Source organism: Actinoplanes sp. CA-051413 (assembly GCF_050955795.1).
GTDB lineage: Bacteria > Actinomycetota > Actinomycetes > Mycobacteriales > Micromonosporaceae > Actinoplanes.
Genome location: NZ_CP192100.1, coordinates 7,356,775 through 7,378,929 on the forward strand (window position 1 = coordinate 7,356,775; position 22,155 = coordinate 7,378,929).

Sequence of the window (22,155 nt, forward strand, 5' to 3'; positions counted from 1 at the left end):
TCCCCCGGGATACCGGCCGGGCCGTTACCGTGGACGGATGCGTGCGCCGCTGGAGCCGGACATGTTCGACCCGGTCTGCCCGTCGACCCTCACCCCGATCCGCTTCGGGGACAAGTGGGCGGGCATGATCCTCCGCTGTCTGGAGGGCGGGCCACGACGCTTCTCGGAGCTGCGGGTGCCGCTGCCCGGCGTCACCGCGCGGACCCTCACCCGCTCGCTGCGCGGCCTCGAGCGCGACGGTCTCGTCTGCCGCGCCGAGGGTCACGGCTATGCGCTGACCCCGCTGGGCGTCAGCATGCTGGAGCCGATGAACGCCGCCTGCGCCTGGGCCCGCGAGCACTGGGACGAACTCATCGACGCCCGCGAAGCCGGCCTCGGCCTGGCCGCCGACAGCCCGCACTAGCAAGCGCACCGGCCCGGCCGCCGAAAGCCCGCGCCGCCTGGCGGCCGAAAGCCCGCCTCAGCAAGAGCACCGGCGTGCCGACCGAAACGCCCGGGCTGAGGACGCGGCCCGGGATCCGCACATGCAGCCGCCGGCAGCGCGGGCGACAGGGCTGGGAGCGCCGGTCAGTTCGGGAAGGACTTGGGGTCGACGTCGCTGGTCGAGGCGTTGCCGCCGATCACCGGGGTCAGGGTGATCGTCCAGATCGAGGCCGAGAACGACGTCGTGCTGAACTTGAACGTGTCGTCGAACTTGCTGAACGAGCAGTCCCGCGTGAAGCCCTTCTTGCCCTTGTCCCAGTCCTCGCCCGACGCCGTGTAGACGCGGTACGTGCCGTCGCGCACGCCCTTTGCGGTGAAGGTGGCGCCGCCTCGGACGTACACGGTCAGGACCGGCTTGGGCTTTTTGCCCTTGGCCGGGACCAGGCTGACCGTGGTGTCGTCCGCGCCGTTCTTGATCTTCAGGTGGCCGGAGCCGCCGGTGCTCGTGCGGGCGATGAACGTGCCGTTCTTGAGGCGGCGCTTGCTTTCCTTGGGCGCTGCCGGCAGGAACGTGCCGAACTTGAACGCCGGGTCCGCGGCTGCCAGCTTCTTCGCGTCCTCGCGGATGCCGTCGGCCCAGCCGGACTGCAGGACCGTCGCCCACGGGGAGGCGGCCGGGCATTCCTGCTTGGCCGAGGCCGACTCGTCGACCATGTCGCCGAGGCTCTGCAGCTCGAGGGTCAGCTGGCCGTGCGCGGCCGCCGCGGCGGCGGGCGGCTGGACGGCGCGCAGCTTGTCGGCCTCGGCGCGGATCGTGGTCACGGCCGTCGGGGCCGCCTTGGCGAAGGCCGCGCTGTCGGCGGTGGCGAGCTTGCGGAAGCTTGTGCCGATCGCCGTGTCGGAGGCCGCCAGCACCTGGGCGTACTGCTCCGGGGCGAGCGGGGTGGTGGATTTGGGCCCGGTGCTGCCGGCGGTCGCGGCCACGCCGTTGCGGTTACCGGCCTGCGGGCTGTCGTCGTCCCCGCTGAAGACGCGGACGATGCCGCAGCATCCCAGGGCGAGCAGCACGACGAGGCTGCCGCCGATCACGGCGTTGCGCTTGGTGTTACGCGGCGCGGCCTGCGGCGGCCCGGCGAAAGCCTGAGGCTGACCGGGGAAGGGCTGGGGCTGACCGGGGAAGGGCTGGGGCTGGCCAGGAAATGGTTGCCCAGGGAACGGCTGACCCGGGAAAGGCTGGCCGGGGTAGGGCTGGCCGGGCGGCGGCGGGTAACCCGGCCCGGCCGCGGGAGCACCCGGGTAGGGCTGCGGCGGCGGGAACGGTGACGACACCCGGATGGTCACGGCGACGTTGCCGGCGGTCGGGCTCTGCACCCAGACCACCGCCCCGTCGACGGTGCCGGGGGGCACCACCACGTTGAGCGGGCCGTGCGTCGGCGACCAGACGGTCCGGCTGGTCCCTGCTGCCGCCTCCGCCTGCGGGACCTCGATGACTGCGCTGCTGTACCCCGGATCCCCCGTCATGCCGACGAGTATGGGCCAGCCGCGCCAGCCGGCGCTGCCCCATATCCGTCACATGCCACAACGGTTCGGTATCGGCAGCTCAGGACATCAGCAGCATCGCGCCCACGCCGCTGAGCACCAGCAGCAGCATCGCGATGAGCAGGCCGCGCTCCGAGGCGGCGGCCGCGTCGGCCGGGATGGCGGTCGAGGTCAGAGGCTCGGTGGTCATGGAGTGTTTCCCATCTCACTCGGGGACGCGCGCTTCAGCGTGCGTTCGGCCGTCCAGGGGCCTACGGTGAGGGCGTCGTCGACCTCGGAAGGGCTGCCCCGTGCCACTGGAGGACTGGTTCCTGACCGCGGACGAGCGTGGCAACCCGGACTCCGACATACCCACCTGGTGCACGGGAAACACCGCCGAGCCGCTTATTCACGGAAGAACGTATTTCGACCGGTTGGTGAACGAGGTCGAAGCGCTGCGTGAAGGCGACCACCTGTTCTTCACCGACTGGCGGGGTGACCCGGACGAGCGGATGCGCGACGACGGGCCGACCATCGCCGAGCTGTTCGCCGCAGCCGCCAAGCGCGGCGTGGTGGTCAAGGGTCTGCTCTGGCGCTCGCACGTCGACAAGCTGGCGTACAGCGAGGAGGAGAACCGCAGCCTCGGTGACGACATCGCCGCCGCGGGTGGTGAGGTGCTGCTCGACCAGCGGGTACGCCGCGGCGGCTCCCACCACCAGAAGCTGGTGATCATCCGTCACCCGGACGAGCCGGAGCGTGACATCGCCTTCGCCGGGGGCATCGACCTGTGCCACAGCCGCCGCGACGACGCCGACCACCACGGCGACCCGCAGCCGATCGCGATGGCCGCCGCGTACGGGAAGAACCCGCCCTGGCACGACGTCCAGCTCGCCCTGCGCGGCCCGGTGGTCGGCGCCCTGGATCTCACCTTCCGTGAGCGCTGGACCGACAAGGTGCCGCTGGACCAGCACGGCCCGATCTCCACGATCGAGGACAAGCTGCGCGGCGCCGACCTGCACGCCGACGAGCTCCCGCTGCAGCCGCCGGATCCGCCGGAGTGCGGTCCGTACGACATCCAGGTGTTGCGCACCTATCCGGCGATGCGCCCGGCGTACGGCTTCGCCCGGCTGGGTGAGCAGAGCATCGCCCGGGGCTACACGAAAGCCATCAAACGGGCCCGCCGGCTGATCTACCTGGAGGACCAGTACCTGTGGTCCAAGGAGGTCGCCCAGCTCTTCGCGGACGCGCTCAACGACAACGAGAATCTGCACCTGGTCGCGGTTGTCCCCCGGCACCCGGACGTGGACGGCCGGTTCGCCCTGCCGCCGAACCAGGTCGGCCGCGAGGAGGCCATCGAGCTGTGCCGCAAGGCGGCCCCGGATCGGGTGCACGTCTTCGACGTGGAGAACCACGCGGGCACCCCGGTCTACGTGCACGCCAAGGTGTGCGTGGTCGACGACGTCTGGGCCAGCACCGGCAGTGACAACTTCAACCGTCGTTCGTGGACCCACGACAGTGAGCTGTCCTGCGCGGTGCTGGACAACACCCGCGACGAGCGGGCGCCGCTGGATCCGGCCGGTCAGGGTGAGGGAGCCCGCACGTATGCGCGTGACCTGCGGCTCGCCCTCATGCGTGAGCACCTGGACCGCACCGACGACGACGGGCTGATCGACCCGGACGACGCGGTGCGCACGATCAGCGCCGCCGCCGACGCGTTGCGGGACTGGCACGCGAACGGCGAGCGGGGCCCTCGTCCCCCGGGCCGGGTGGTGCCCCACGAGACCGAGCGCCTGCCCTGGTGGCAGCGGCTGTGGGCAGTCCCGGCGTACAGGCTCATCTATGACCCGGACGGACGGCCGTGGCGGGCCCGCCGGGCCGGCACCTGGTAGTGCCAGGCATACCCCGGGTGTAGCCGTGGACGGCTGGGAACGACCCCGCGGCGGTCATTACCGTGACGCTGTGTCAACAATCGAGACTCCCTGGCAAGCCCTCCGCAGCCGTCACTACCTGCTCTCGTCGGGCCCGTGGCGCGCGATCCTCTACGGATTGACCACCCTGCCCCTCGCCGGTGTCGTCGGCGTCGGGCTCGGCACGCTCATCCTGCCCTGGCTGGCCGCCGGCCTGCGGTTCAACGACGGCCGGGTGATCGACGGCCCGCTGCTGTTCGTGATGGTCACCGCCCTGGCGATGTTCGCCGGCGCGGGTCCGCTGGTCGCGATCCCGCTCGCCGCCGTCGAACGCGGCCGGCTGGCCCTGATCGACCAGCGGCCCGTGCAGTCGGCCCACCGGCCGCTGCGCACGGACCCGATCACCTGGCTGCGGGTCCGCTACACCGAGGCGGCCACCTGGCGGGAGGTCCTCTACGGCGCTTTCCTGGGCCTGATCGTCCCGGTCGTCTACGGCATGTACGCCTTCCTCGCCCTGATCGACTTCGCTTTCCTGGTGAGTCCGCTGTTCGCCGCGTCCGGCACGGACAGCTGGCAGTTCGGGGTGTTCACGGTCAGCACCCTCGGTGAGGCGATCCCGCTGGCGATCGTCGGGCTGCTGCTGATCCCGGTCCTGATCTACCTGCTCGGCCTGATCGCCGCCGGTCAGGCCGCGACGGCGCGGGCGCTGCTCGGCGACCGGGACGGCACGGCGTTGCGGGCGGTGGCGCAGTCGCGGGCCCGGCTGGTGGACGCGTTCGAGGCGGAGCGGCGGCGCATCGAACGGGATCTGCACGACGGCGCCCAGCACCGGCTCACGAGCCTCACCCTGCAGCTCGGCATGGCCCGGCTGGACGTGCCCGCGAACTCGCCGGCCGCGGCACCGCTGGCGCAGGCCCACGACGAGGCCAAGGAGCTGATGGTGGTGCTGCGGGAGCTGATCCACGGCATCCGGCCGCAGTCGCTGGCCGATCTGGGTCTGCCCGCGGCGCTGCGGGAGCTGACGGTCCGCTCGCCGCTGCCGGTGACGGTCACGGTCGCGGAAGGCCTGCAACGCCCGGCTCCGCACCTGGAGAGCACGGCCTACTTCGCGGCCTCGGAGGCTCTGGCCAACGTGGTGAAGCACGCCGCGGCGAGCCGCGCCGATCTGCTGCTCGCGCAGGCGGGCGACATGCTGGTCCTGGAGGTACGCGATGACGGGCACGGTGGCGCCGACCCCGCCCACGGCACCGGGCTGACCGGGCTCGCGGACCGGGTGGCCGCCGTCGGTGGCCGCCTGCTGCTGGCCAGTCCCGCGGGTGGTCCTACCCTGATCCGGGTGGAGCTTCCGTGGCAGAGCTGATCCGGGTGGTGCTGGCCGAGGACGGTGTGCTGCTGCGCGAGGGCCTGGTCGGGGTGCTGTCCCGCTTCGGCTGCACGGTGGTGGCGGCGGTCGGTGACGGCCCCGGGCTGCTCGCGGCGGCCGCCGAGCACCGGCCCGACCTGGTGATCACCGACATCCGGATGCCACCGACCTTCACCGACGAGGGCCTGCAGGCGGCGGTCACCCTGCGCCGGGAGCAGCCGGGGCTGGCGGTCGTCGTGCTGAGCCAGTACGTGCAGGAGGAGTATGCGGCCGCGCTGCTGGACACCGGTGACGGCCGGCGGGTCGGTTACCTGCTCAAGGACCGCATCGTCGACGTGCAGGAGTTCATGACCTCGCTGCAGACGGTGGTCGGCGGCGGCACGGTGGTCGATCCCGAGGTCGTACGCCGGTTGCTGCGCCGGCCCAAGGACCCGCTGGCCGCTCTGTCCCCGCGCGAGCGGGAGGTGCTGGGGCTGGTCGCCGAGGGCCACTCGAACTCGGCGATCGCGGCCCGGCTGTTCGTGACCGAGGCGGCCGTCGGCAAGCACGTGGGCAGCATCCTGGCCAAGCTGGACCTGCCGCCGGCCGAGGACACCAACCGGCGGGTGCTGGCCGTCCTGGCCTATCTCCGGGCCTGATCGCGAAAACGCTTGACCCTGACGCTACGTCAACCCTGGACCCTGGGTGCCATGAGCACCTCACCCATGAGCGAACCCGCGATCCAGCTGCGGGGCCTGGAGAAGTCGTACAAGGAGCTGCGCGTGCTGCGCGGCGTGGACCTCGACGTGGCGCGGGGCAGCATCTTCGCGCTGCTCGGCTCGAACGGGGCCGGCAAGACCACGGTGGTGAGGATCCTCTCCACCCTGCTCAAGGCCGACGCCGGCAGCGCGACGGTCAACGGGTTCGACGTCTCGACCCAGGGCGGCGACGTCCGCCAGTCGATCAGCCTGACCGGGCAGTTCGCCGCGGTCGACGAGATCCTCACCGGGAAGGAGAACCTCGTCCTGGTCGCCCGGCTGCGGCACCTCAAGAATCCGGGGACGATCGCGGAGGACCTGCTGGCGCGGTTCTCGCTGACCGAGGCGGGCGCCCGGCGGGTGGGCACGTACTCCGGGGGCATGCGCCGCCGGCTGGACATCGCGATGAGCCTCATCGGCGACCCGCCGGTGATCTTCCTCGACGAGCCGACCACCGGGCTGGACCCGCAGGCCCGCCTCGAGGTGTGGCAGGCCGTCCGTGAGCTCGCCGAGGGCGGCACGACCGTGCTGCTCACGACCCAGCACCTCGACGAGGCCGAGCAGCTCGCCGACCGGATCGCGATCCTGCACGAGGGCCGGATCATCGTGAACGGCACCCTCGACGAGCTCAAGCGGCTGCTGCCGCCGGCCAAGGTCGAGTACGTCGAGAAGCAGCCCACGCTCGAGGACGTCTTCCTCACTCTGGTCGGCACCGCCACGAAGGGCGAACAGCGATGAACAAGCACTTCCTCGGCGACACCGCCGTCCTGCTGGGCCGTTCGCTGCGCCACATCGTGCGCAGCCCCGACACCATCATCACCACGGTGGTGACGCCGATCGCCATGCTGCTGCTGTTCGTCTACGTCCTCGGCGGCGCGATCCAGACCGGGACCGGGTCGTACGTGAACTACCTGCTGCCCGGCATCCTGATCATCACGATCGCCTCGGGCATCTCCTACACCGCCTACCGGTTGTTCCAGGACCTGCAGGGCGGCATCTTCGAGCGGTTCCAGTCCATGCCGATCGCCCGGGCGTCCGTGCTGTGGGCCCACGTCCTGACCTCGCTGGTCGCCAACGTCATCTCGCTCGTGGTGGTCCTGCTGGTCGCCCTGGTGATGGGCTTCCGGTCGGGTACGGGCGTGCTGGGCTGGCTCGCGGTCGCCGGCATCCTCGTCCTGTTCACTCTGGCGCTGACCTGGCTCGCTGTCGTCCCCGGCCTCACCGCCAGCACCGTGGACGGCGCCAGCGCGTTCGCCTACCCGCTGATCTTCCTGCCGTTCATCAGCTCGGCCTTCGTGCCCACCGAGTCCATGCCGGGCCCGGTACGCGCCTTCGCCGAGAACCAGCCGGTGACCTCCATCGTCAACACGCTCCGGGCCCTGTTCACCGAGCAGCCGGTGGGCTCCGGCATCTGGACCGCCCTCGCCTGGTGTGTCGGCATCCTGGTCGTGGCCGTGGCCTTCGCGATGCGCACCTACCGCCGTCGGATCAGCTGAGCGAGGATCGGACCATGCTCACGATCGGCCAGCTTGCGGCGTACGCCGGTGTCACGGTGCGGGCGGTGCGGCACTATCACCAGATCGGGCTGCTGCCCGAGCCGGAACGGGACGCGTCGGGCTACCGCCGGTACGGCGCCTCGGCGGTCGTGGCCCTCATCAAGATCCGCACTGTCGCGGACGCCGGCGTACCGCTGTCGCAGATCGGCCTGATGCTGCGGGCCGACGACGACACCCTCGCCGATGCCGTCGAGAAGATCGACAACGACCTGTGCGAGGAGATCGAACGGCTGGAGCTCAGCCGCAAGCGGATCGCGCAGCTCGCCGCCGGTGACGCTCTGGTGCTCCCGCCGGAGGTCACCTGCTATCTCGACCGGCTCCGCGAGCTGGGGGTGTCGCCGCGGATCCTGGAGGGCGAGCGGGACGGGTGGATCCTGATCGCGGCCCGCTGGCCCGAGCGCATGTCCGCGGCCATCGCCGCCAAGTTCGCGGAGCTGGAGAACCCGCAGTTCGTCCGGCTCTACCAGGTCCTCTCCGAGGTCGGGGACAGCGACGCCGACGATGAGTCGCGCCTGGAGGAGGTCGCCGACCTCATGGCCGGTCTGCTCGACCGGGCCTACGCCGCCGGTGAACTCGACCTGGGCGAGGCGTGGCAGGACGAGCTGCCGTTCGACCTGGTGGACAATCTCGCCGCCGGGGCCGATCCGCGGGTGCGGCGGCTCGTGGAGCTCATGCGCGAGCGCGGCTGGGACGGCTGGACCCGCCTCAAACGGGTGGACCAGGGCGCTCCGGGCGCAGCGACCAGGCCGCCGGGGCCCAGATCGGCGCCTGCGGGTCACCGGTCAGCTGGAGGGTGATCTGCCACGCCCGCATCGAGGGCCGGCCCGCCGCCTCCCAGCGGTCGATGATCGCGACGGCCTGCTCGCCGTACCCGATCGCCTGGTCTCCCCCGGCCAGGACCGAGCCGTCGGGCAGGATCGCCGCGCCGCCGCTGCCCTGCTCGTCGAGCAGGACCACGCCGCTGACGTCCCGGTCGGGCAGTGCCGCGTGGGTGGCCCGGCTGCTCCACACCCCGGCCGCGTACCAGAGGTCACGGTAGGCGTAGGAGCCCAGCGGCGGGTCCCAGCGCGGCGGTGCGAACGGCGCGAACGCGGTCAGCGCGCCGGTCGGCACCGGATGCGGATGGGAGCGCGGATGGGCGGCGGTCAGCGGGCCGGCGGCGCTCATGAACCCGGACGGGCAGATCACCGTCGCGGTGACCGGGCCCTCCGCGGCGCCGTGGACCGCCAGCACCGGATGCGTGCCGGCGTGCTCGACGGGCACGACGATCGGGCCCGGCTGGGTCTGCGCCAGCCACTGCGGCGAGACCCCGGCGACCCCGACGGTCACGATCGCCCGGTCGAAGGTCTCGCCCGGCGCGCCCGCGTAGCCGTCACCGGTGAGCACCCGTACGCCCTCGACACCGGCCGCGGCCAGCGCGGCCCGGGCCCGTTCGGCGACGTCGGCCTGCACGTCCACGCTGGTGACCCGGGCGCCCAGCGCCGCCAGCAGCGCGGCGTTGTAACCGGTGCCCGCGCCGATCTCCAGGATCCGGGCGCCGGGCTGCACCTCGAGGCCCTCCAGCATGATCGCCATCAGCGACGGCTGGCTGGACGAGCTGACCGCCACCCGGGCGTCGACCTTGGTGACCAGCACGTCGTCGCGGTAGACGGCGTCGCGAAAACCCGCCGTGCCGGGCCGGGCCCACGAGCCGTCGCGGCGCTGGAAGCCCTCGGCGACGAACAGCTCCCGGGGCACCGCGGCGAACGCGGCGGCCAGCTCGGGCGTCAGCGGGGCGCCGTTGCGACGGAGCTGCTCCACGAAGCGTCGCCGCAGGTCAGTCACCCCACCACCGTACGGCCGCGGCGGCTGCGGCGCTCAGTCGCGCCGGCACGTCGGCCCGGTGGTACGGCCACTCGGCGGGCTCGATCCGGTCGAGGAACTCGGCGTACAGCGCGGCGGAGCGCAGCTCGGCGACCGGCCTGATCAGGTCGAGGACCCGCTCGGGGTCGGCGCCGGGCACATCCGAGCGCCACCGCTGGGCCCACTGCTGCAGCACCTTGCCGGGCTCCTCCAGGCCCTCGCAGAGCCGCAGGATGTCGTACGCCGGATGGGCGACCGTGGAGTCACCCCAGTCGACGATCACGCGGGACTCCCCGTCGGCGCGTACGTTGCCGGGATGCAGGTCGCCGTGCACGAGGGTGTCGGGCAGTCCGCAGGCCTCGATCGCGGCGATCCGCCCGGGCAGCGCGTCCAGCACCGCCGCCAGCCCGTCGATCTCGTCCAGGAACGGCTCGGCCACCCGGGCCAGCCGGTCGATGTCGAAGCGCCGGTCGGGCACGCCGGCCGCCAGCAGCTCGTCGACCCGGCCGGCGAAGTGCACCTGGGCCGGATGCCAGTCGGCGGCGACGGCCGCGCAGAAGTCCTCGCCGGCGTCGTACCGGTCCTCGCCGGGCACGTGGGCGAGCACCATCCGGCCCGGGGCGGCGGACGTCAGCACCGTGGGCACCAGCCCGGGCTCGAAGCCGGCCAGCAGCGCCAGCACAGCGGGCTCGTGCGCGAACATCCGCGGGACCTGCTTGAGCCAGGCCACCGGGGCGCCGGCGGCGTCGAGGTGCCAGATCATGGACAGGTTCCAGGTGCGCTGCTGCACCGGGGTCACATCGTCGCGGCCCAGCGCGGCCAGCGCCCAGGCCACCGAGGCGGCCGGGCCGCCGGGTACGGCGTACGGGGCGCGCAGCGGGTGCGGCGCCAGGTCGGCCTCGGCCGGCGCGAGCGGCACGCCGGGCGGCTCGAAGACCTGGGCCAGGTACGTGACGTGGCCGCCGGGCTGGGCCGGACGATCAGCCGTGAGCAGCCGCAACACGTGCACGTCGAGGCCGTGCCGCTCCCGGGTGGCGGCGACCACGTCGGCGGCCTCGGGCCACCAGGGCAGCTCCACCTCGACCGGTGGCAGGGCGCCGAGCACCGCACCGGCGGCATCGACGAGGACAAGCGTCACGGTTCGGCCCACGCCAGGACGGTAGCGGCCGGGCCGGCATCGGGGCGACCGCGTTTCCGCCGCCCCGCGCCGTAACCCGGACGACATCCGGATCCGGCTACCGTGACGTCCGTGAACAACTCCCAGGTCGGTGCCACGCTCGTCTTCGACGTGACCGAGCCCGCCGAGATCGTCCTGCTGATCGCCGCCGCGGATCCGGTGTCGGAGTCGCTGTCGCTGTCCAGCGACGGCCGCAGCGTGGAGGCGGTGGAGCTGCCCGGTCGCCAGCACTACGTCCGGGCCCCCAAGGGCAGGCTGACCGTCACGTACGCGGCGGAGGTGGCCGTCTCCCGGCCGGTCCCGGCGGACGTCACCGAGCTGGACCGGATCGTCGCGCTGCGGCCGAGCCGGTACTGCCCGTCGGACAAGATGGCCGGCTTCGCGGGCACGCTGTTCAGCGGCCTGCCGGACGCCACCGCGACCGTCCGGGCGATCCGCGACTGGGTGCACGACCACCTCAGCTACGAGGCCGGCAGCAGCGGTCCGAGCACCGACGCGGCGGACACGCTGCTCGACGGCCGGGGGGTCTGCCGCGACTACGCCCACCTGGTCACCACGCTGTGCCGGGCGATGAACGTGCCGGCCCGGGTCGCGGCGGTCTACGCGCCGGGGCTGTCCCCGATGGACTTCCACCTGGTGGTCGAGACCGCGCTGGACGGCCGGTGGCAGGTCTGGGACGCGACCGGCCTCGCGCCCCGGCAGAGCCTCATCCGCATCGCGACCGGCCGGGACGCGGCGGACACCGCGCTGGCCACCACCCTGTCCGGCCTGCTGACCATGCCGGAGCTGGTGATCACCGCGGTGGCCGGCAGCGACCTGCCCCTGGACGACCACACCGGCCTGGTCGAGCTGGCTTGAGGCAGACCTAGGTCACGGCCTCGAAGCGGGCGCGCAGGACAGCGCCGTCCGGGCGGCCGTGCAGGCGCAGCCGGGCCATGCCGCCGTCCGGGAAGATGTCCAGCCGCACGTGGGTGGCGACCGGAACCACTGACACCGCGAAGCGGTGCCGCGTATCCGGGGACAGCCGCACCTGCGGCAGCAGGTCGAACCAGTCGGTCGGGTCGTCGAGCAGCCCGGTGCGGGCGTCGATGCCGCGCAGGGTGGCGCTGCCCGGCGCGTTGCCCTTGAAGTGGCTGGTGTCCAGCTCGGCCAGCTCGATCACCGACGGCACGGCCAGCTGCACCAGCACCCAGTCGTTGCCGTCGTCGCGGCGGCGGGAGGTCTCCCAGCCGTCGCCCATGGACCGGGCCAGGCCCGGGTAGATCATGTTCTGCGGGTGGCCGTAGAACATGTTGCTGCAACCGGCGATGCGGGCGCCGTACTCGGCCGCGGCCACGTCGAAGACGCTCGGCAGCAGCCGCGGGTCGGGCACGACCTCGCCGTGCACCCGCAACCGGGCCACCCCGCCGTCCGGGTAGATGTTCAGCCGGATGTGGGTGTAGCGCTGGCTGGAGTCGACCGGGAACAGGTTCTGGCTGTCCCCGACCAGCGGCGAGCGCGGCACCAGCGGCACCCAGTGCGCCTCGGCCAGCTGGATCGGATCCGGGTAGCCCTCCAGCGCCGCGCCCTCGACCGACGCGTACGGCGGGTAGTTGCCGGTGAAGAAGGCGGTGTCGATGTCGATGCCGTGCACGATGCCGGGCGCGCCGAGCCGGATGATCGCGGTGTCGTGTCCGGGTTCGCGCCGCCGCCGGGTCTCCCAGCCGTCGTACACCTGGCCCTTGTGCCCGAAGGTCTGCGGCGCGAAGACCGGCCGGGCCGGCTCGACGAGATGGTCGGCCGCGGCGAAGAACTCGTCGTTGGCGAACACCACCCCGCCGCCGAAGGTGCGCGACGCCAGGTCGGGCAGCAGCGTGAACTCCTCCATCAGGAACCCTCCCGGGTCAGGAAGACGCCGCGGGGGGCGTCGCCGGTCACGGTCCGTCCGCGCAGCCAGGTCGTGCGGACCACCCCCGTCAGAACCTTGCCCGCGTACGGCGTGACGGGGTTGCGGTGGTGCAGCCGTACGGGATCGACGGTGAAGTCCGCGGCCGGGTCGAAGGCGACCAGGTCGGCGTCCGCGCCCACCGTGATCCGGCCCTTGCCGGTGAGCCCGACCAGGTCGGCCGGGCGCCGGGCCATCCAGCTCACCACGTCGGCCAGGGAGTGTCCCCGGGCGCGGGCGGCTGTCCAGACAACCGGCAGGCCGAGCTGCACGGATGCGATGCCGCCCCACGCTGCCGCGAAGTCGCCGGTGTCCTGCCGCTTGAGCTCGGGGGTGCACGGAGAGTGGTCGCTGACCACGCAGGTGATCAGGCCGTCGGCGAGCGCGGCCCAGAGCCGGTCGGCGTTGGCGGCGTCGCGGATGGGCGGGCAGCACTTGAACTCGGTGGCGCCGGCCGGGATCTCCGCGGCGTCCAGGGTCAGGTAGTGCGGGCAGGTCTCGGCGGTCACCCGCAGGCCGTCCGCCTTGGCCTGGGCGATCAGCGGCAGGGCGCTCGCGGCGGACAAGTGCAGGATGTGCACCCGCCCACCGGTGACGCGGGCGGCCTCGATCGCGGTGGCGACTGCGGCGTGCTCGGCGTCCGGCGGCCGGGAGGCCAGGAAATCCGCGTACGCCGAGGAGGACACGGCGGCGTGCAGGTGGTCGGGGTCCTCGGCGTGCACCACGAACTGGGCGTCGACCGCGCGCAGGGCCTCGCCGAGCTGGTCGGGGGTCAGCGGCGGGAACTCGGGCACGCCGGAGTCGGCCAGGAAGGCCTTGAAGCCGTACACCCCGGCGGCGTGCAGGGCGGGCAGCGCACCGGTGTTGCCCGGGATCGCGCCACCCCAGAAGCCGACGTCCACGTGGATCTGACCGCGGGCGGCGTCCTGCTTGACGGCCAGGGCGTCAGCGTCGACGGTCGGCGGCAGGCTGTTGAGCGGCATGTCCACGATGGCGGTGACCCCGCCGGCGGCCGCGGCCCGGGTGGCGGTGGCGAAGCCCTCCCACTCGGTGCGGCCGGGCTCGTTGACGTGCACATGGGTGTCGACCAGCCCGGGCAGCAGGGCGAGGTCGCCCAGGTCCACGTTCTCGGCGGCCTCCAGCACGGCCGCGTAGTCGTCCACGGCGACGATCCGGCCCCCGGCGACGGAGACCGCGGCGGGCTGCTCGGTGCCGCCGACGACGGCACGACGGGACCGCACCACCAGATCGACCATGCGCCGAGCCTAACCGCCAACTGTTGCCACACGGCTACGTCGGGTGAAGCCGAGTCACAAGATCACAATCGGGTGTCCGGTTCCCGACCGGGCGGATCATCGGGGCTGAACGGAGCGCCGGCGGCCGGTATAAAGATCGCGGAGCGGGCGCAGCCCCCGACGCATCACCCGAGGGGGACGTGGAGTGCCGACCGTGCCGACCCGCCGCATGACCTCACGCAAGGTGGCCCTGACCGCCGCTTTCCTCGCCCTGGCCGCGGGCGGCACCGCCGCCTGCGACACAACCTACGAAGACGACTACGACGACTCCACGTACGCCTACGACTCGGACGGTTACGACGCCGGGCCCGGATCGGGTTCGGGGTCGGGGTCGGGGTCGGGGTCGGGTTCGGGTTCGGACACCGGGGCGGATTCGTCGGACGAGGACGAGAGCGGGGACGAGAGCGGGGACGACAGCGGGGACGACGCCGGGGACGAGGACGAGCAGGCGCCGGTCGACGAGGTGTTCTACTGCGCCGACGAGGACGGCGAGATCGTCGACGAGGACCTCTGCGCCGACGCCGACGAAACCTCGTCGTACTTCCTGTACCACTCCCCGTTCTACGCCCATGGCCTCAAGCCGGGCACGTACCTGGACGGCGGCGACTCCTTCTCGGCCGGCGACCGGTCGGCCCGGCGCGCGTTCAAGCTGCCGCCGACCGGCAAGGTCGGCAACGGCACCGTCAAGACCAACGTCGTCGGCCGCGGCAGCACCGGCTCCGGGCTGTCCAGCGGCACCTCGGGTGGCTGAGCGGTCCGCCGCTCAGGCCAGTGCGGTCAGCTCCTCCCGCGTGAAGCCCGCATCGTCCAACGCACCGCAGTCCAGGCCGCGGAGCAGGTAGCCGGCCAGCGCGCGGGCCGTGGCCGGCTCGTCGAGGATGCCGCCCGACTGCCGGTCCAGATAGCGCCGCAGGCGGATCGAGGCCGCGTCGACACCGTCGGCGAAGAAGGCGTAGGTGGCCGCGAAGCGGGTCGGCAGCTGCGCCGGATGCAGATCCCAGCCCTGGTAGAAGCCGCGTTCCAGCGAGCGGCGGACCAGGCGGTGGTGCAGCGCCCAGGCGTCGTGGACGGCCACGTCCGAGCCCACCGGAAGGATGTTGGTCGAGCCGTCGGACAGCCGGACGCCGGTGCCGGCCGCCGCCGCTTGGATGACCGCCTTGGCGTAGTCGGCGACCGGGTGGTCCATCGCCTGGTACGCCGCCGCCACTCCGGCCGCCGCGCTGTAGTCGTACGTGCCGTAGTGCAGGCCCGTGCACCGGCCGCCGGCCGCGGTGATGAGGCGGGCCACGGTCGCTGTGCCGTCCGCGCCGAGCACCGCCGACGGCAGCTCGATCTGGATCTCGAACGTCAGCGTGCCGGCGGCCAGCCCGTACCCGCGTTCCAGCGTCTCGCACAGCGCGACCATCGCAATGACCTGGTCCGGGCCGCTCACCTTGGGCAGCGTCACCGTGAACGGCTCCTGGTGCAGCGACAGGAACAGGTCCAGGGTGCGCAGTGAGCGGTGCCGGGTCGCCGCCTCCAGCGACTTGATCCTGATCCCGACGAACGGCGGGCGCGGCCCCTCGGCCAGCACGGCCACGGCCGCCTTGACCGCCGCGTCCTCCTGGTCGTCGTCGCGGACGCCGTAGCCGTCCTCGAAGTCGATCCGCAGGTCCTCGATCGGCTCGGTGGCCAGCTTGGCCCGGACCCGGTCGGCCAGCGCGGCCGGGAACGGCAGCGGCGGGCACTCGTCCAGCGCCGCCAGCGCCTGGGCGCCCCACTGCCGGAAGCCGCCGATCCGGTCGGCCGGGATGTACACCGTGTGCACCGGCTGCCGCCCGGTCCGCTCCCCCGGATACCGCGTGGCGAGGAACCTGTCGTGGGCGGCGAGCCGGTCGTCCAGGGCGGCGTAGTCGTCGTCGCTGAGCCGCATCGTCAGTCGATCGAGTCGTAGGCGGCCGTCGTCAGGAAGTCCGCGAAGTCGTCGGCCAGGGCCACCCGCTCGAAGAGCTTGCGCGCGTCGTCGAAGCGGCTGCCCGCCCAGGCCTGGTCGCCCAGCGCCGCGCGGATCTTGGCGAGCTCCTCGTCCTCGATCCGCCCGACCAGGTCGGCCGTGATCGTGGTGCCGTCGTCCAGGCGTACCCCGTTGTGGATCCACTGCCAGACCTGGGAGCGGGAGATCTCCGCGGTGGCCGCGTCCTCCATCAGGTTGTTGATCGCGACCGCGCCGTTGCCGCGCAGCCAGGCCTCCAGGTACTGCAGGGCGACCGAGACGTTGCCGCGCAGGCCCGCCTCCGTCACCGCGCCGCCGGTGGCCGCCACGTCGAGCAGCTGGGCCGCCTCGACACTGACGTCGTCACGCCGGCGGTCGAGCTGGTTGGGCCGGTCGCCGAGCACCCGGTCGAAGATCTCCTGACAGACCGGCACCAGGTCTGGGTGGGCCACCCAGGAGCCGTCGAAGCCGTCGGCGGCCTCGCGTTCCTTGTCCTCGCGGACCTTGGCCAGGGCGACCTCGTTGACCGCCGGGTCGCGGCGGCTGGGGATGAAGGCGGCCATGCCGCCCATCGCGAAGGCCCCGCGCCGGTGACAGGTCGAGACCAGCAGCTCCGTGTACGCCCGCATGAACGGCGCGGTCATCGTCACCGCGGCCCGGTCGGGCAGCACCATCGCCGGGTTGTCCCGGAAGTACTTGATGATGCTGAACAGGTAATCCCAGCGTCCCGCGTTGAGCCCCGAGATGTGCGGGCGCAAGGCGTGCAGGATCTCGTCCATCTCGAACGCGGCCGGGATGGTCTCGATCAGCACGGTGGCCCGGATGGTGCCGACCGGGATGCCCAGCGCCTCCTGGGCGTACGTGAACACGTCGTTCCAGAGCGCCGCCTCTTTGTGCGACTCCATCTTGGGCAGATAGAAGTACGGCCCGCTCCCGCGGCTGAGCAGCTCGGCGGCGTTGTGGAAGAAGTAGAGCCCGAAGTCGACCAGCGCCCCGACGGCCGGCTCCCCGTCCACCGGCAGGTGCCGCTCGTCCAGGTGCCAGCCGCGCGGCCGCATCACGATGGTCGGGTACGGCCCGTCGCCCAGCTCGTACGTCTTCTTGCCGGTCTCCAACCGGATCGTGCGCCGGATCGCGTCGTACAGGTTCTGCTGGCCGTCGACCACGTTCGACCAGTGCGGGGTGTTGGCGTCCTCCAGGTCGGCCAGCCACACCTTGGCGCCCGAGTTGAGGGCGTTGATGGTCATCTTGCGCTCGGTCGGGCCGGTGATCTCGACCCGCCGGTCGGTGAGGTCGGCCGGTGCGGCCGGCACCTGCCAGTCGCCCGCGCGCACGTCGGCCGTCTCGGCCAGGAAACCGAGGCTGCCCCCGGCGGCGATCTCGGCGCGCCGGGCCGCGCGGGCGGCCAGCAGCTCGTTGCGCCGCGGGCGGAACCGCCGGTTCAGGTCAGCTACGAACGTCACGGCCTCGTTGGACAGAATCTCGGTCACGGTCGGCGACTCCCCTCACTGCGATGGCTGGCTCGGAACGCACGCCTCTCCTCGTACCGTATCGGTCCGCGCGCCGGCCGCACGGAACTCGGCCCGGACATGGCAGTGGCCCCCGCGGGGAAACGGGGGCCACTGCTTTTCTCTATCTGGGGATGAGGGCGCCCCCTGGGGATTGGGGGCACCCGGTGGTGCCGACCTAGAAGTTGCCGAACGAGTCGCACTTGGCTTTCTGGACGATGCAGTTCTTGACCCGGCTGCCCAGCGCCTCGTCCTCCCAGGCGAAGAACGCGTCGCCGTGCATCGAGGAGGCGTTGCCCGACGACAGCTTGAAGCCGGCCGCGCTGCCCGAGGTCGGGTAGCCGATCACGAAGGACAGCGACGGGATCGCCACCGGGAACTTGCCGCTCGCGCAGGTGCCGTCCGGGCCGGTCCCGCCGACGTGCGACTTGTGGTCGGGGCTGTCCAGGTGCACGCCGTCCCAGCAGTCCGGGAAGGTCAGCTGGAAGGTCAGCTCGGCGGTCCTGGCGCAGACCGGCCAGTTGCCGTCCGCGCTGCGGCCGACCTCGCCACCGGCCCCGGCGCACCAGAACTGGCCGGGAGCGCCCTTCGGGGTGGCCACCTGCCGCTTGGCGTCGCCGACGATCATGCGGAAGCCCTGCGGGAAGGGCACGGTCCTGGTGGGGTCCTTGAGGCGGGAGCCGTAGTAGACCGTGACACCGTGCGGGTTGACGGCCTTGCCGTTCTCCTGCAGCTCCGGCACCCAGTATGCGGAACGGTCCTCGCCGGGCTTGCAGCTCGACCCGGCGTTGGCCAGCAGCGTCATGGTCGTGGTGTTGGCGTCGGTGCTGTTGTTGCCCAGGAACGTGTGCATGTGCGAGGCGCCGGACATGCCCGGGAAGACGATCGGGTCGTCGGGCTTGGAGTGGCTGACCGTGCAGGAGGCGTTGAACTCGGGCACCCGTACGTTGCCGGCCGGCACGGCCTTGGGCTTCATCGCCTCGAACGCGGCCAGCTGCGCCTTCCACTTGGCCTGGTCCATGGTCACCCAGCCGTCACCGGAGGGCGTCCCACCCGGGGCAGAGGTGGTAGGTGCGGGCGCGGGCGTGGAAGGCACAGGCGTAGCGGTGGTCGCCGCTCCGAACGTGAACCAGTTGACGTTCACGAAGTCGCCGGCCTGCGCGCTCTTGAGCACCGCGAAGACGGTCTGCCGGCCGGTGGGTACGGACTTCGCCGTCGCGGTGACCGTCGTCCACGTCTGCCAGCCGCCCGTGCGGGCGACCGGGAACGTCGCCAGCAGCGCACCGGTCTGCGAGCCCAGGTGCAGCTCGATCGAGCCGCCCGTGGCGTTGTCCGAGGCGATCCGGGCGGACAGGCCGGCGCCGGTCACGGAGACGTTGTCGTAGCGCAGCCAGTCCCCGGAGGCGAGCCAGCCGACGTTCTTCCCGCCGTCGGCGTCGCCGGTGCCCTCGACCTGCACGCCGGACTGGGCGGCGTACGCCTCGGCCTGCACCCGGCCCGGCACCACGGTCTCGGCGGCACTCGCGTTGGCGATGTAGATGCCACTTCCGCCCAGCGCGGCGGCGACCGCGGCGGCCAGGGCGACCCGGGTGGTGCGCCGGCGCCGCTTGGCGACCTCGCCGGGCGCGACATGGGCAGGAGTTGTCCGCATAACCATTCCTTCACTGAGGCCGTACCGGGGCGATGAAAGCTATTCGCCAGGGAGTATGCACAGCTCAGGAGGCTTGTATCAAGGCGCGAAAGAAGATTTGAGAATCGCCCGACAATGGCCCGCAGGTCGCGGCGGTTCCGCTTCCCGATAACAATTAATCGGGGCGTGTTCCTTAAGTTTTCCTAAATTCCGTCGAGCAGCCGTCGGTGGGCCCGGCGTGCGCGCAGTGTGAGCGCGCGGGCGTCGGCGTTGACCAGCCGGCCACTCTCCACCACCGGCCGGCCACCGACCAGGGCCAGCTCCACCGGCGCGGCGGGGCCGAGGACCAGCGCCGCGACCTTGTCGTCGATGCCGTCGTGGCCGAGCCCGTCGAGGCGCCAGAGCACCAGGTCCGCGAGCTTACCCACCTCGATGGAACCAAGGTCGTCGGCCCGGCCGAGACAGCGGGCGCCGCCCATCGTGCCGAGCCGCAGCGACTCGCGGGCCGACAGCGCGGCCGGGCCGCCGCGCAACCGGGCGACGTACAGCGCCTGGCGCAGCTCCTCACCCAGGTGCGCCGCCTCTTGTGAGGCCGAGCCGTCCACGCCCAGGCCCACCGGGGCGCCCGCGTCCAGCAAGTCCCGGACCCGGGCCAGGCCGGCCCCGAGGCGGGCGTTCGAGCTGGGGCAGTGCGCGACCCCGGTGCCGGTCGCGCCGAGCTTGGCCACGGCCGCGTCGTCCAGGTGTACGCCGTGCGCCAGCCACACGTCCTCGCCCAGCCAGCCGAGCTGTTCCGCGTACTCCACCGGGGAGCAGCCGAACCGGGACCGGCAGAACTCCTCCTCGTCGTCGGTCTCGGCGAGGTGGGTGTGCAAGCGGACGCCCTTGCGCCGGGCCAGCGCGGCAGCCTCGCTCATCAGCTCCCGCGTCACGGAGAACGGCGAACAGGGCGAGACGCCGATCTGCAGCATCGACCCGGGCGACGGGTCGTGCCACCGGTCGATCGCCGCCTCGGTGGCCGCCAGCGCCGCGTCCGTCTCCTCGACCACGTTGTCCGGTGGCAGCCCACCCGAGGAGCGGCCCAGGTCCATCGAGCCGCGGGTCGGGTGGAACCGCAGCCCGATCTGCCCCGCGGCCTCAATCTCGGCGGCCAGCACGTCGCCGCCGTCGTGCGGGAAGACGTAGTGGTGATCCATGCTGGTCGTGCAGCCGGAAAGGGCCAGCCAGCCCAGGCCCGCGCCCGCGGCGGCCCCGACCGCCTCGGCGTCGATGCGGCCCCAGATCGGGTAGAGCGTGGTGAGCCAGCCGAACAGGTTGTCGTCCTGGGCCAGGCCCCGGGTGACCCATTGGTAGAGATGGTGGTGGGTGTTCACCAGGCCGGGGGTGAGCAGGCAGCCGGTGCCGTCGACCCGGCGCGGCGAGCCGGGCACGGCATCTGCGCCACCCGCGCCGACCGCGGCGATCCGGCCGTCGTCGCCGACCACCACGTGGCCGTCGGTGTGCTCGGTGCCGTCCGCGTCCACCGTCGCGACAGTGACGTTCTCGATCACGATCACAGGTACCACTCCGCACTGGCCGGGGACACGTCGTCGCGGGTGACGGTGCCCTCGATGAGACCGTACGGGCGGTCGCCGGCCTGAAAGACCTCCTGCGGGTTGTCCAGCCCGAACGGCGACAGGTCCATCAGGTAGTGATGCTTGTTGGGCAGGGCCAGTCGGATCTCGGCGATCTCCGGCCGGCTCTCCAGCGCCCGCTGCCCCATCGCGTACAGGGTCTGCTGCAACGAGTGGCTGTAGGTGCCCACGAACGCCTCGACCAGCGCCTGCTTCGCGCCGGCGAACGAATCGTCCCAGTCGGCGGCGTCACCCCGATGCCGCCAGCGGGCGTCGACGGCCGTGGCCAGGATCCGCTCGGTGGTCTCCGGCAGCGTCGTGTACCGGTCGCGGGGATACCCGTGGAACTCCGAGTCGGTCGTGTTCAGCAGGACCAGGTCCTTGAGGCCGGAGACCACCTGCGTGCCCTGCTCCGCGACGGTCACCACGGCGGTGCGGACGTGGTCGCCCGAGCGGCGGAACGAGTGCGGGCCGAGGCGCTCCCAGCCGTACGACTCCAGCGAGATCTTGGCTGCGGAGACCTGCGGCTGCGTGGTCACGAAGTGCCGGGCCAGCAACAGGCCGAAGGCCTCGGGGGCGCCGACGCCGTGCTCGCGGGCGAACGCGTACACCGTGTTCTTCATCGTGTCGGTGGGCAGCACCCCGGCGTTGTCGCCGCTCAGATGGGTCGCCGCGAGGTCGCCGGAGAGCGCGACGCTCACGTTGAGATCCACCAGGTCATGGCGGTCACCGCCGCGGCGTACGTGCACCAGGCGGGTCTCCGCCTTGCCGTACCGGTTGCGGCCCAACACGATCGCCACGGGTCAGCTCCCTCGGTAGGTGGTGTAGCCGTAGCGGCTCAGCAGCAGCGGCACGTGGTAGTGCCGGTCCGGGTCGTGCACGTGGAAGGCGACGGTGATCTCCGGGAAGAAGGCCTGACCACCGAGGTACGGCTCCACGTAGAACACCAGCCGGTAGCCGCCGGCCTGCCAGTCGTGCAGCGGGACCCGGTGCCGCAGCCGGCCGTCGTCGTCGGTGCGGCCCTCGGCGATCAGCTTCCAGCCGTCGGAGTCGCGGCGCTCGAGGCGCACGTACACGTCGCGGGCCGGATCGCCGGTGACCGTGTCCAGGATGTGGGTGGAGATCTTGGCGTGCGACGTGGCCGCCGTGCCGTCATTCGAGGGCATCGAGCAGCCTCTCCAGTCGCAGCAGGGCGATCTTGCGCAGCTCATCGGTGACGACGGCCCGCTCGGTCGCCTCGTCGTTGCCGATCCGCTCGCGCGCCGCCGCCAGGATCTCCTCCTGCGTCCGCCCGCTGGCGAAGATCAGGAACACGTGCCCGAACTTGTCCTCGTAGGCGTGGTTCGCCGCGGTCAGCGCGGCCTTGGTCTCGTCGTCGCCGGTGCTCGCGGCCGTCGACTGCTCCCGCCGCGACCACGCGGCCTCCTTGGAGTCGCCCTGCGCCCGCTCACCGATCCGCGGATGCGCCGACAGCCCCTGCAGGACCTCGGGCCAGCTCAGGCTGCGTGCGCCCGCATCGGCCGCGGCCAGGACCGCTTCCTTCGACGGGTACGGCCGCAGCGCCGCGACCGCCCGGCCCCACGCCGGGGCGGCGCACACGGCGAGCAGCTCCGCCTCGAGCTGGCCGGCGGGCAGGGAGTTGAACGCCTCGACCCGGTCCACCCGTTCACCCCCTGTTGTGCCGACGGAC

General features: G+C 72.4%; 22 protein-coding genes. 9 read left to right on the forward strand and 13 right to left on the reverse strand.

Features of this window, described 5'->3' with window-relative positions; genetic code table 11:
* Positions 1-37 precede the first annotated feature (37 nt).
* Positions 38-403: a winged helix-turn-helix transcriptional regulator gene (locus tag ACQP2Y_RS34665; RefSeq protein ID WP_433720170.1), complete on the forward strand. Its 366-nt coding sequence runs from the start codon at positions 38-40 to the stop codon at positions 401-403.
* Positions 404-567: 164 nt separating this feature from the next.
* Here the strand turns inward: ACQP2Y_RS34665 and ACQP2Y_RS34670 are convergent, their stop codons facing one another.
* Both ACQP2Y_RS34670 and ACQP2Y_RS34675 read right to left on the reverse strand, forming a co-directional pair.
* On the reverse strand, positions 568-1,944 hold the full coding sequence (locus tag ACQP2Y_RS34670; protein ID WP_433720172.1) for a hypothetical protein: 1,377 nt from the start codon (positions 1,942-1,944) through the stop codon (positions 568-570).
* A 79-nt stretch (positions 1,945-2,023) separates the two neighbouring features.
* Entirely contained in the window at positions 2,024-2,152 is a 129-nt protein-coding gene (locus ACQP2Y_RS34675) for a hypothetical protein (protein WP_433720173.1), read from the reverse strand.
* 100 nt (positions 2,153-2,252) lie between these two features.
* On the opposite strand from ACQP2Y_RS34675, the gene ACQP2Y_RS34680 reads away from it, so the two are divergent.
* The 6 genes from ACQP2Y_RS34680 (at position 2,253) to ACQP2Y_RS34705 (ending at position 8,301) form a co-directional block, all read left to right on the forward strand.
* Positions 2,253-3,830: a phospholipase D family protein gene (locus ACQP2Y_RS34680; RefSeq protein WP_433720175.1), complete on the forward strand. Its 1,578-nt coding sequence runs from the start codon at positions 2,253-2,255 to the stop codon at positions 3,828-3,830.
* 70 nt (positions 3,831-3,900) lie between these two features.
* On the forward strand, positions 3,901-5,208 hold the full coding sequence (locus ACQP2Y_RS34685; protein WP_433720176.1) for a sensor domain-containing protein: 1,308 nt from the start codon (positions 3,901-3,903) through the stop codon (positions 5,206-5,208).
* Positions 5,196-5,849, forward strand: coding sequence for a response regulator (locus ACQP2Y_RS34690; protein ID WP_433720177.1), 654 nt, complete (start codon positions 5,196-5,198; stop codon positions 5,847-5,849). Before ACQP2Y_RS34685 ends, ACQP2Y_RS34690 begins: the two co-directional genes overlap by 13 nt.
* 51 nt (positions 5,850-5,900) lie before the next feature.
* Positions 5,901-6,686, forward strand: a complete 786-nt coding sequence (locus tag ACQP2Y_RS34695; RefSeq protein ID WP_433720178.1) for an ABC transporter ATP-binding protein — start codon at positions 5,901-5,903, stop codon at positions 6,684-6,686.
* A complete protein-coding gene (locus tag ACQP2Y_RS34700) occupies positions 6,683-7,444 on the forward strand; it encodes an ABC transporter permease (RefSeq protein ID WP_433720179.1) in 762 nt (253 codons plus the stop codon). The genes ACQP2Y_RS34695 and ACQP2Y_RS34700 overlap by 4 nt, the downstream gene beginning before the upstream one ends.
* Positions 7,445-7,458: 14 nt before the next feature.
* Positions 7,459-8,301, forward strand: a complete 843-nt coding sequence (locus tag ACQP2Y_RS34705) for a MerR family transcriptional regulator (protein WP_433720180.1) — start codon at positions 7,459-7,461, stop codon at positions 8,299-8,301.
* On the opposite strand, the gene ACQP2Y_RS34710 is transcribed toward ACQP2Y_RS34705, so the two are convergent.
* Together ACQP2Y_RS34710 and ACQP2Y_RS34715 are read right to left on the reverse strand one after the other, a co-directional pair.
* Positions 8,210-9,328, reverse strand: coding sequence for a methyltransferase domain-containing protein (locus tag ACQP2Y_RS34710; protein ID WP_433720181.1), 1,119 nt, complete (start codon positions 9,326-9,328; stop codon positions 8,210-8,212). The genes ACQP2Y_RS34705 and ACQP2Y_RS34710 overlap by 92 nt on opposite strands.
* Positions 9,321-10,496, reverse strand: coding sequence for a phosphotransferase family protein (locus ACQP2Y_RS34715; protein ID WP_433720182.1), 1,176 nt, complete (start codon positions 10,494-10,496; stop codon positions 9,321-9,323). Before ACQP2Y_RS34715 ends, ACQP2Y_RS34710 begins: the two co-directional genes overlap by 8 nt.
* Positions 10,497-10,595: 99 nt before the next feature.
* On the opposite strand from ACQP2Y_RS34715, the gene ACQP2Y_RS34720 reads away from it, so the two are divergent.
* The gene (locus tag ACQP2Y_RS34720; protein ID WP_433720184.1) at positions 10,596-11,381 is read left to right on the forward strand and encodes a transglutaminase-like domain-containing protein; all 786 of its coding nucleotides are present in this window, start codon (positions 10,596-10,598) and stop codon (positions 11,379-11,381) included.
* Between the two features lie 7 nt (positions 11,382-11,388).
* Here ACQP2Y_RS34720 and alc read toward each other — a convergent pair whose 3' ends face one another.
* Together alc and allB are read right to left on the reverse strand one after the other, a co-directional pair.
* On the reverse strand, positions 11,389-12,390 hold the full coding sequence (gene alc, locus ACQP2Y_RS34725; RefSeq protein WP_433720185.1) for an allantoicase: 1,002 nt from the start codon (positions 12,388-12,390) through the stop codon (positions 11,389-11,391).
* A complete protein-coding gene (allB, locus tag ACQP2Y_RS34730) occupies positions 12,390-13,703 on the reverse strand; it encodes an allantoinase AllB (RefSeq protein ID WP_433720186.1) in 1,314 nt (437 codons plus the stop codon). The genes alc and allB overlap by 1 nt, the downstream gene beginning before the upstream one ends.
* 208 nt (positions 13,704-13,911) lie before the next feature.
* On the opposite strand from allB, the gene ACQP2Y_RS34735 reads away from it, so the two are divergent.
* Positions 13,912-14,493: a hypothetical protein gene (locus ACQP2Y_RS34735; protein ID WP_433720187.1), complete on the forward strand. Its 582-nt coding sequence runs from the start codon at positions 13,912-13,914 to the stop codon at positions 14,491-14,493.
* A 12-nt stretch (positions 14,494-14,505) separates the two neighbouring features.
* Here ACQP2Y_RS34735 and ACQP2Y_RS34740 read toward each other — a convergent pair whose 3' ends face one another.
* The 7 genes from ACQP2Y_RS34740 to uraD form a co-directional block, all read right to left on the reverse strand.
* Positions 14,506-15,654, reverse strand: coding sequence for a DUF6986 family protein (locus ACQP2Y_RS34740; protein ID WP_433720189.1), 1,149 nt, complete (start codon positions 15,652-15,654; stop codon positions 14,506-14,508).
* A 2-nt stretch (positions 15,655-15,656) separates the two neighbouring features.
* The gene (gene aceB, locus ACQP2Y_RS34745; protein ID WP_433720191.1) at positions 15,657-17,204 is read right to left on the reverse strand and encodes a malate synthase A; all 1,548 of its coding nucleotides are present in this window, start codon (positions 17,202-17,204) and stop codon (positions 15,657-15,659) included.
* Positions 17,205-17,400: 196 nt separating this feature from the next.
* The gene (locus tag ACQP2Y_RS34750) at positions 17,401-18,873 is read right to left on the reverse strand and encodes a DUF1996 domain-containing protein (RefSeq protein WP_433720192.1); all 1,473 of its coding nucleotides are present in this window, start codon (positions 18,871-18,873) and stop codon (positions 17,401-17,403) included.
* A 182-nt stretch (positions 18,874-19,055) separates the two neighbouring features.
* On the reverse strand, positions 19,056-20,408 hold the full coding sequence (locus ACQP2Y_RS34755) for an 8-oxoguanine deaminase (protein WP_433720194.1): 1,353 nt from the start codon (positions 20,406-20,408) through the stop codon (positions 19,056-19,058).
* On the reverse strand, positions 20,405-21,265 hold the full coding sequence (gene pucL / locus ACQP2Y_RS34760; protein WP_433720195.1) for a factor-independent urate hydroxylase: 861 nt from the start codon (positions 21,263-21,265) through the stop codon (positions 20,405-20,407). Before pucL ends, ACQP2Y_RS34755 begins: the two co-directional genes overlap by 4 nt.
* Positions 21,266-21,268: 3 nt before the next feature.
* Positions 21,269-21,631 (reverse strand): hydroxyisourate hydrolase, encoded by a 363-nt coding sequence (gene uraH / locus ACQP2Y_RS34765; RefSeq protein ID WP_433720197.1) that lies wholly within the window; start codon positions 21,629-21,631, stop codon positions 21,269-21,271.
* The gene (gene uraD, locus ACQP2Y_RS34770; RefSeq protein WP_433720199.1) at positions 21,618-22,127 is read right to left on the reverse strand and encodes a 2-oxo-4-hydroxy-4-carboxy-5-ureidoimidazoline decarboxylase; all 510 of its coding nucleotides are present in this window, start codon (positions 22,125-22,127) and stop codon (positions 21,618-21,620) included. Before uraD ends, uraH begins: the two co-directional genes overlap by 14 nt.
* Between the last annotated feature and the right edge of the window lie 28 nt (positions 22,128-22,155).

Excerpts from the sequence above, each read along its gene's own strand:
- alc (WP_433720185.1), bottom strand. The coding sequence starts at position 12,390 with ATGGAGGAGTTCACGCTGCTGCCCGACCTGGCGTCGCGCACCTTCGGC.
- ACQP2Y_RS34695 (WP_433720178.1), top strand. The coding sequence starts at position 5,901 with ATGAGCACCTCACCCATGAGCGAACCCGCGATCCAGCTGCGGGGCCTG.
- ACQP2Y_RS34675 (WP_433720173.1), bottom strand. The coding sequence starts at position 2,152 with ATGACCACCGAGCCTCTGACCTCGACCGCCATCCCGGCCGACGCGGCC.
- ACQP2Y_RS34735 (WP_433720187.1), top strand. The coding sequence starts at position 13,912 with ATGACCTCACGCAAGGTGGCCCTGACCGCCGCTTTCCTCGCCCTGGCC.
- ACQP2Y_RS34670 (WP_433720172.1), bottom strand. The coding sequence starts at position 1,944 with ATGACGGGGGATCCGGGGTACAGCAGCGCAGTCATCGAGGTCCCGCAG.
- ACQP2Y_RS34750 (WP_433720192.1), bottom strand. The coding sequence starts at position 18,873 with ATGCGGACAACTCCTGCCCATGTCGCGCCCGGCGAGGTCGCCAAGCGG.
- ACQP2Y_RS34705 (WP_433720180.1), top strand. The coding sequence starts at position 7,459 with ATGCTCACGATCGGCCAGCTTGCGGCGTACGCCGGTGTCACGGTGCGG.
- ACQP2Y_RS34740 (WP_433720189.1), bottom strand. The coding sequence starts at position 15,654 with ATGCGGCTCAGCGACGACGACTACGCCGCCCTGGACGACCGGCTCGCC.
- ACQP2Y_RS34665 (WP_433720170.1), top strand. The coding sequence starts at position 38 with ATGCGTGCGCCGCTGGAGCCGGACATGTTCGACCCGGTCTGCCCGTCG.
- allB (WP_433720186.1), bottom strand. The coding sequence starts at position 13,703 with ATGGTCGATCTGGTGGTGCGGTCCCGTCGTGCCGTCGTCGGCGGCACC.
- uraH (WP_433720197.1), bottom strand. The coding sequence starts at position 21,631 with ATGCCCTCGAATGACGGCACGGCGGCCACGTCGCACGCCAAGATCTCC.
- ACQP2Y_RS34700 (WP_433720179.1), top strand. The coding sequence starts at position 6,683 with ATGAACAAGCACTTCCTCGGCGACACCGCCGTCCTGCTGGGCCGTTCG.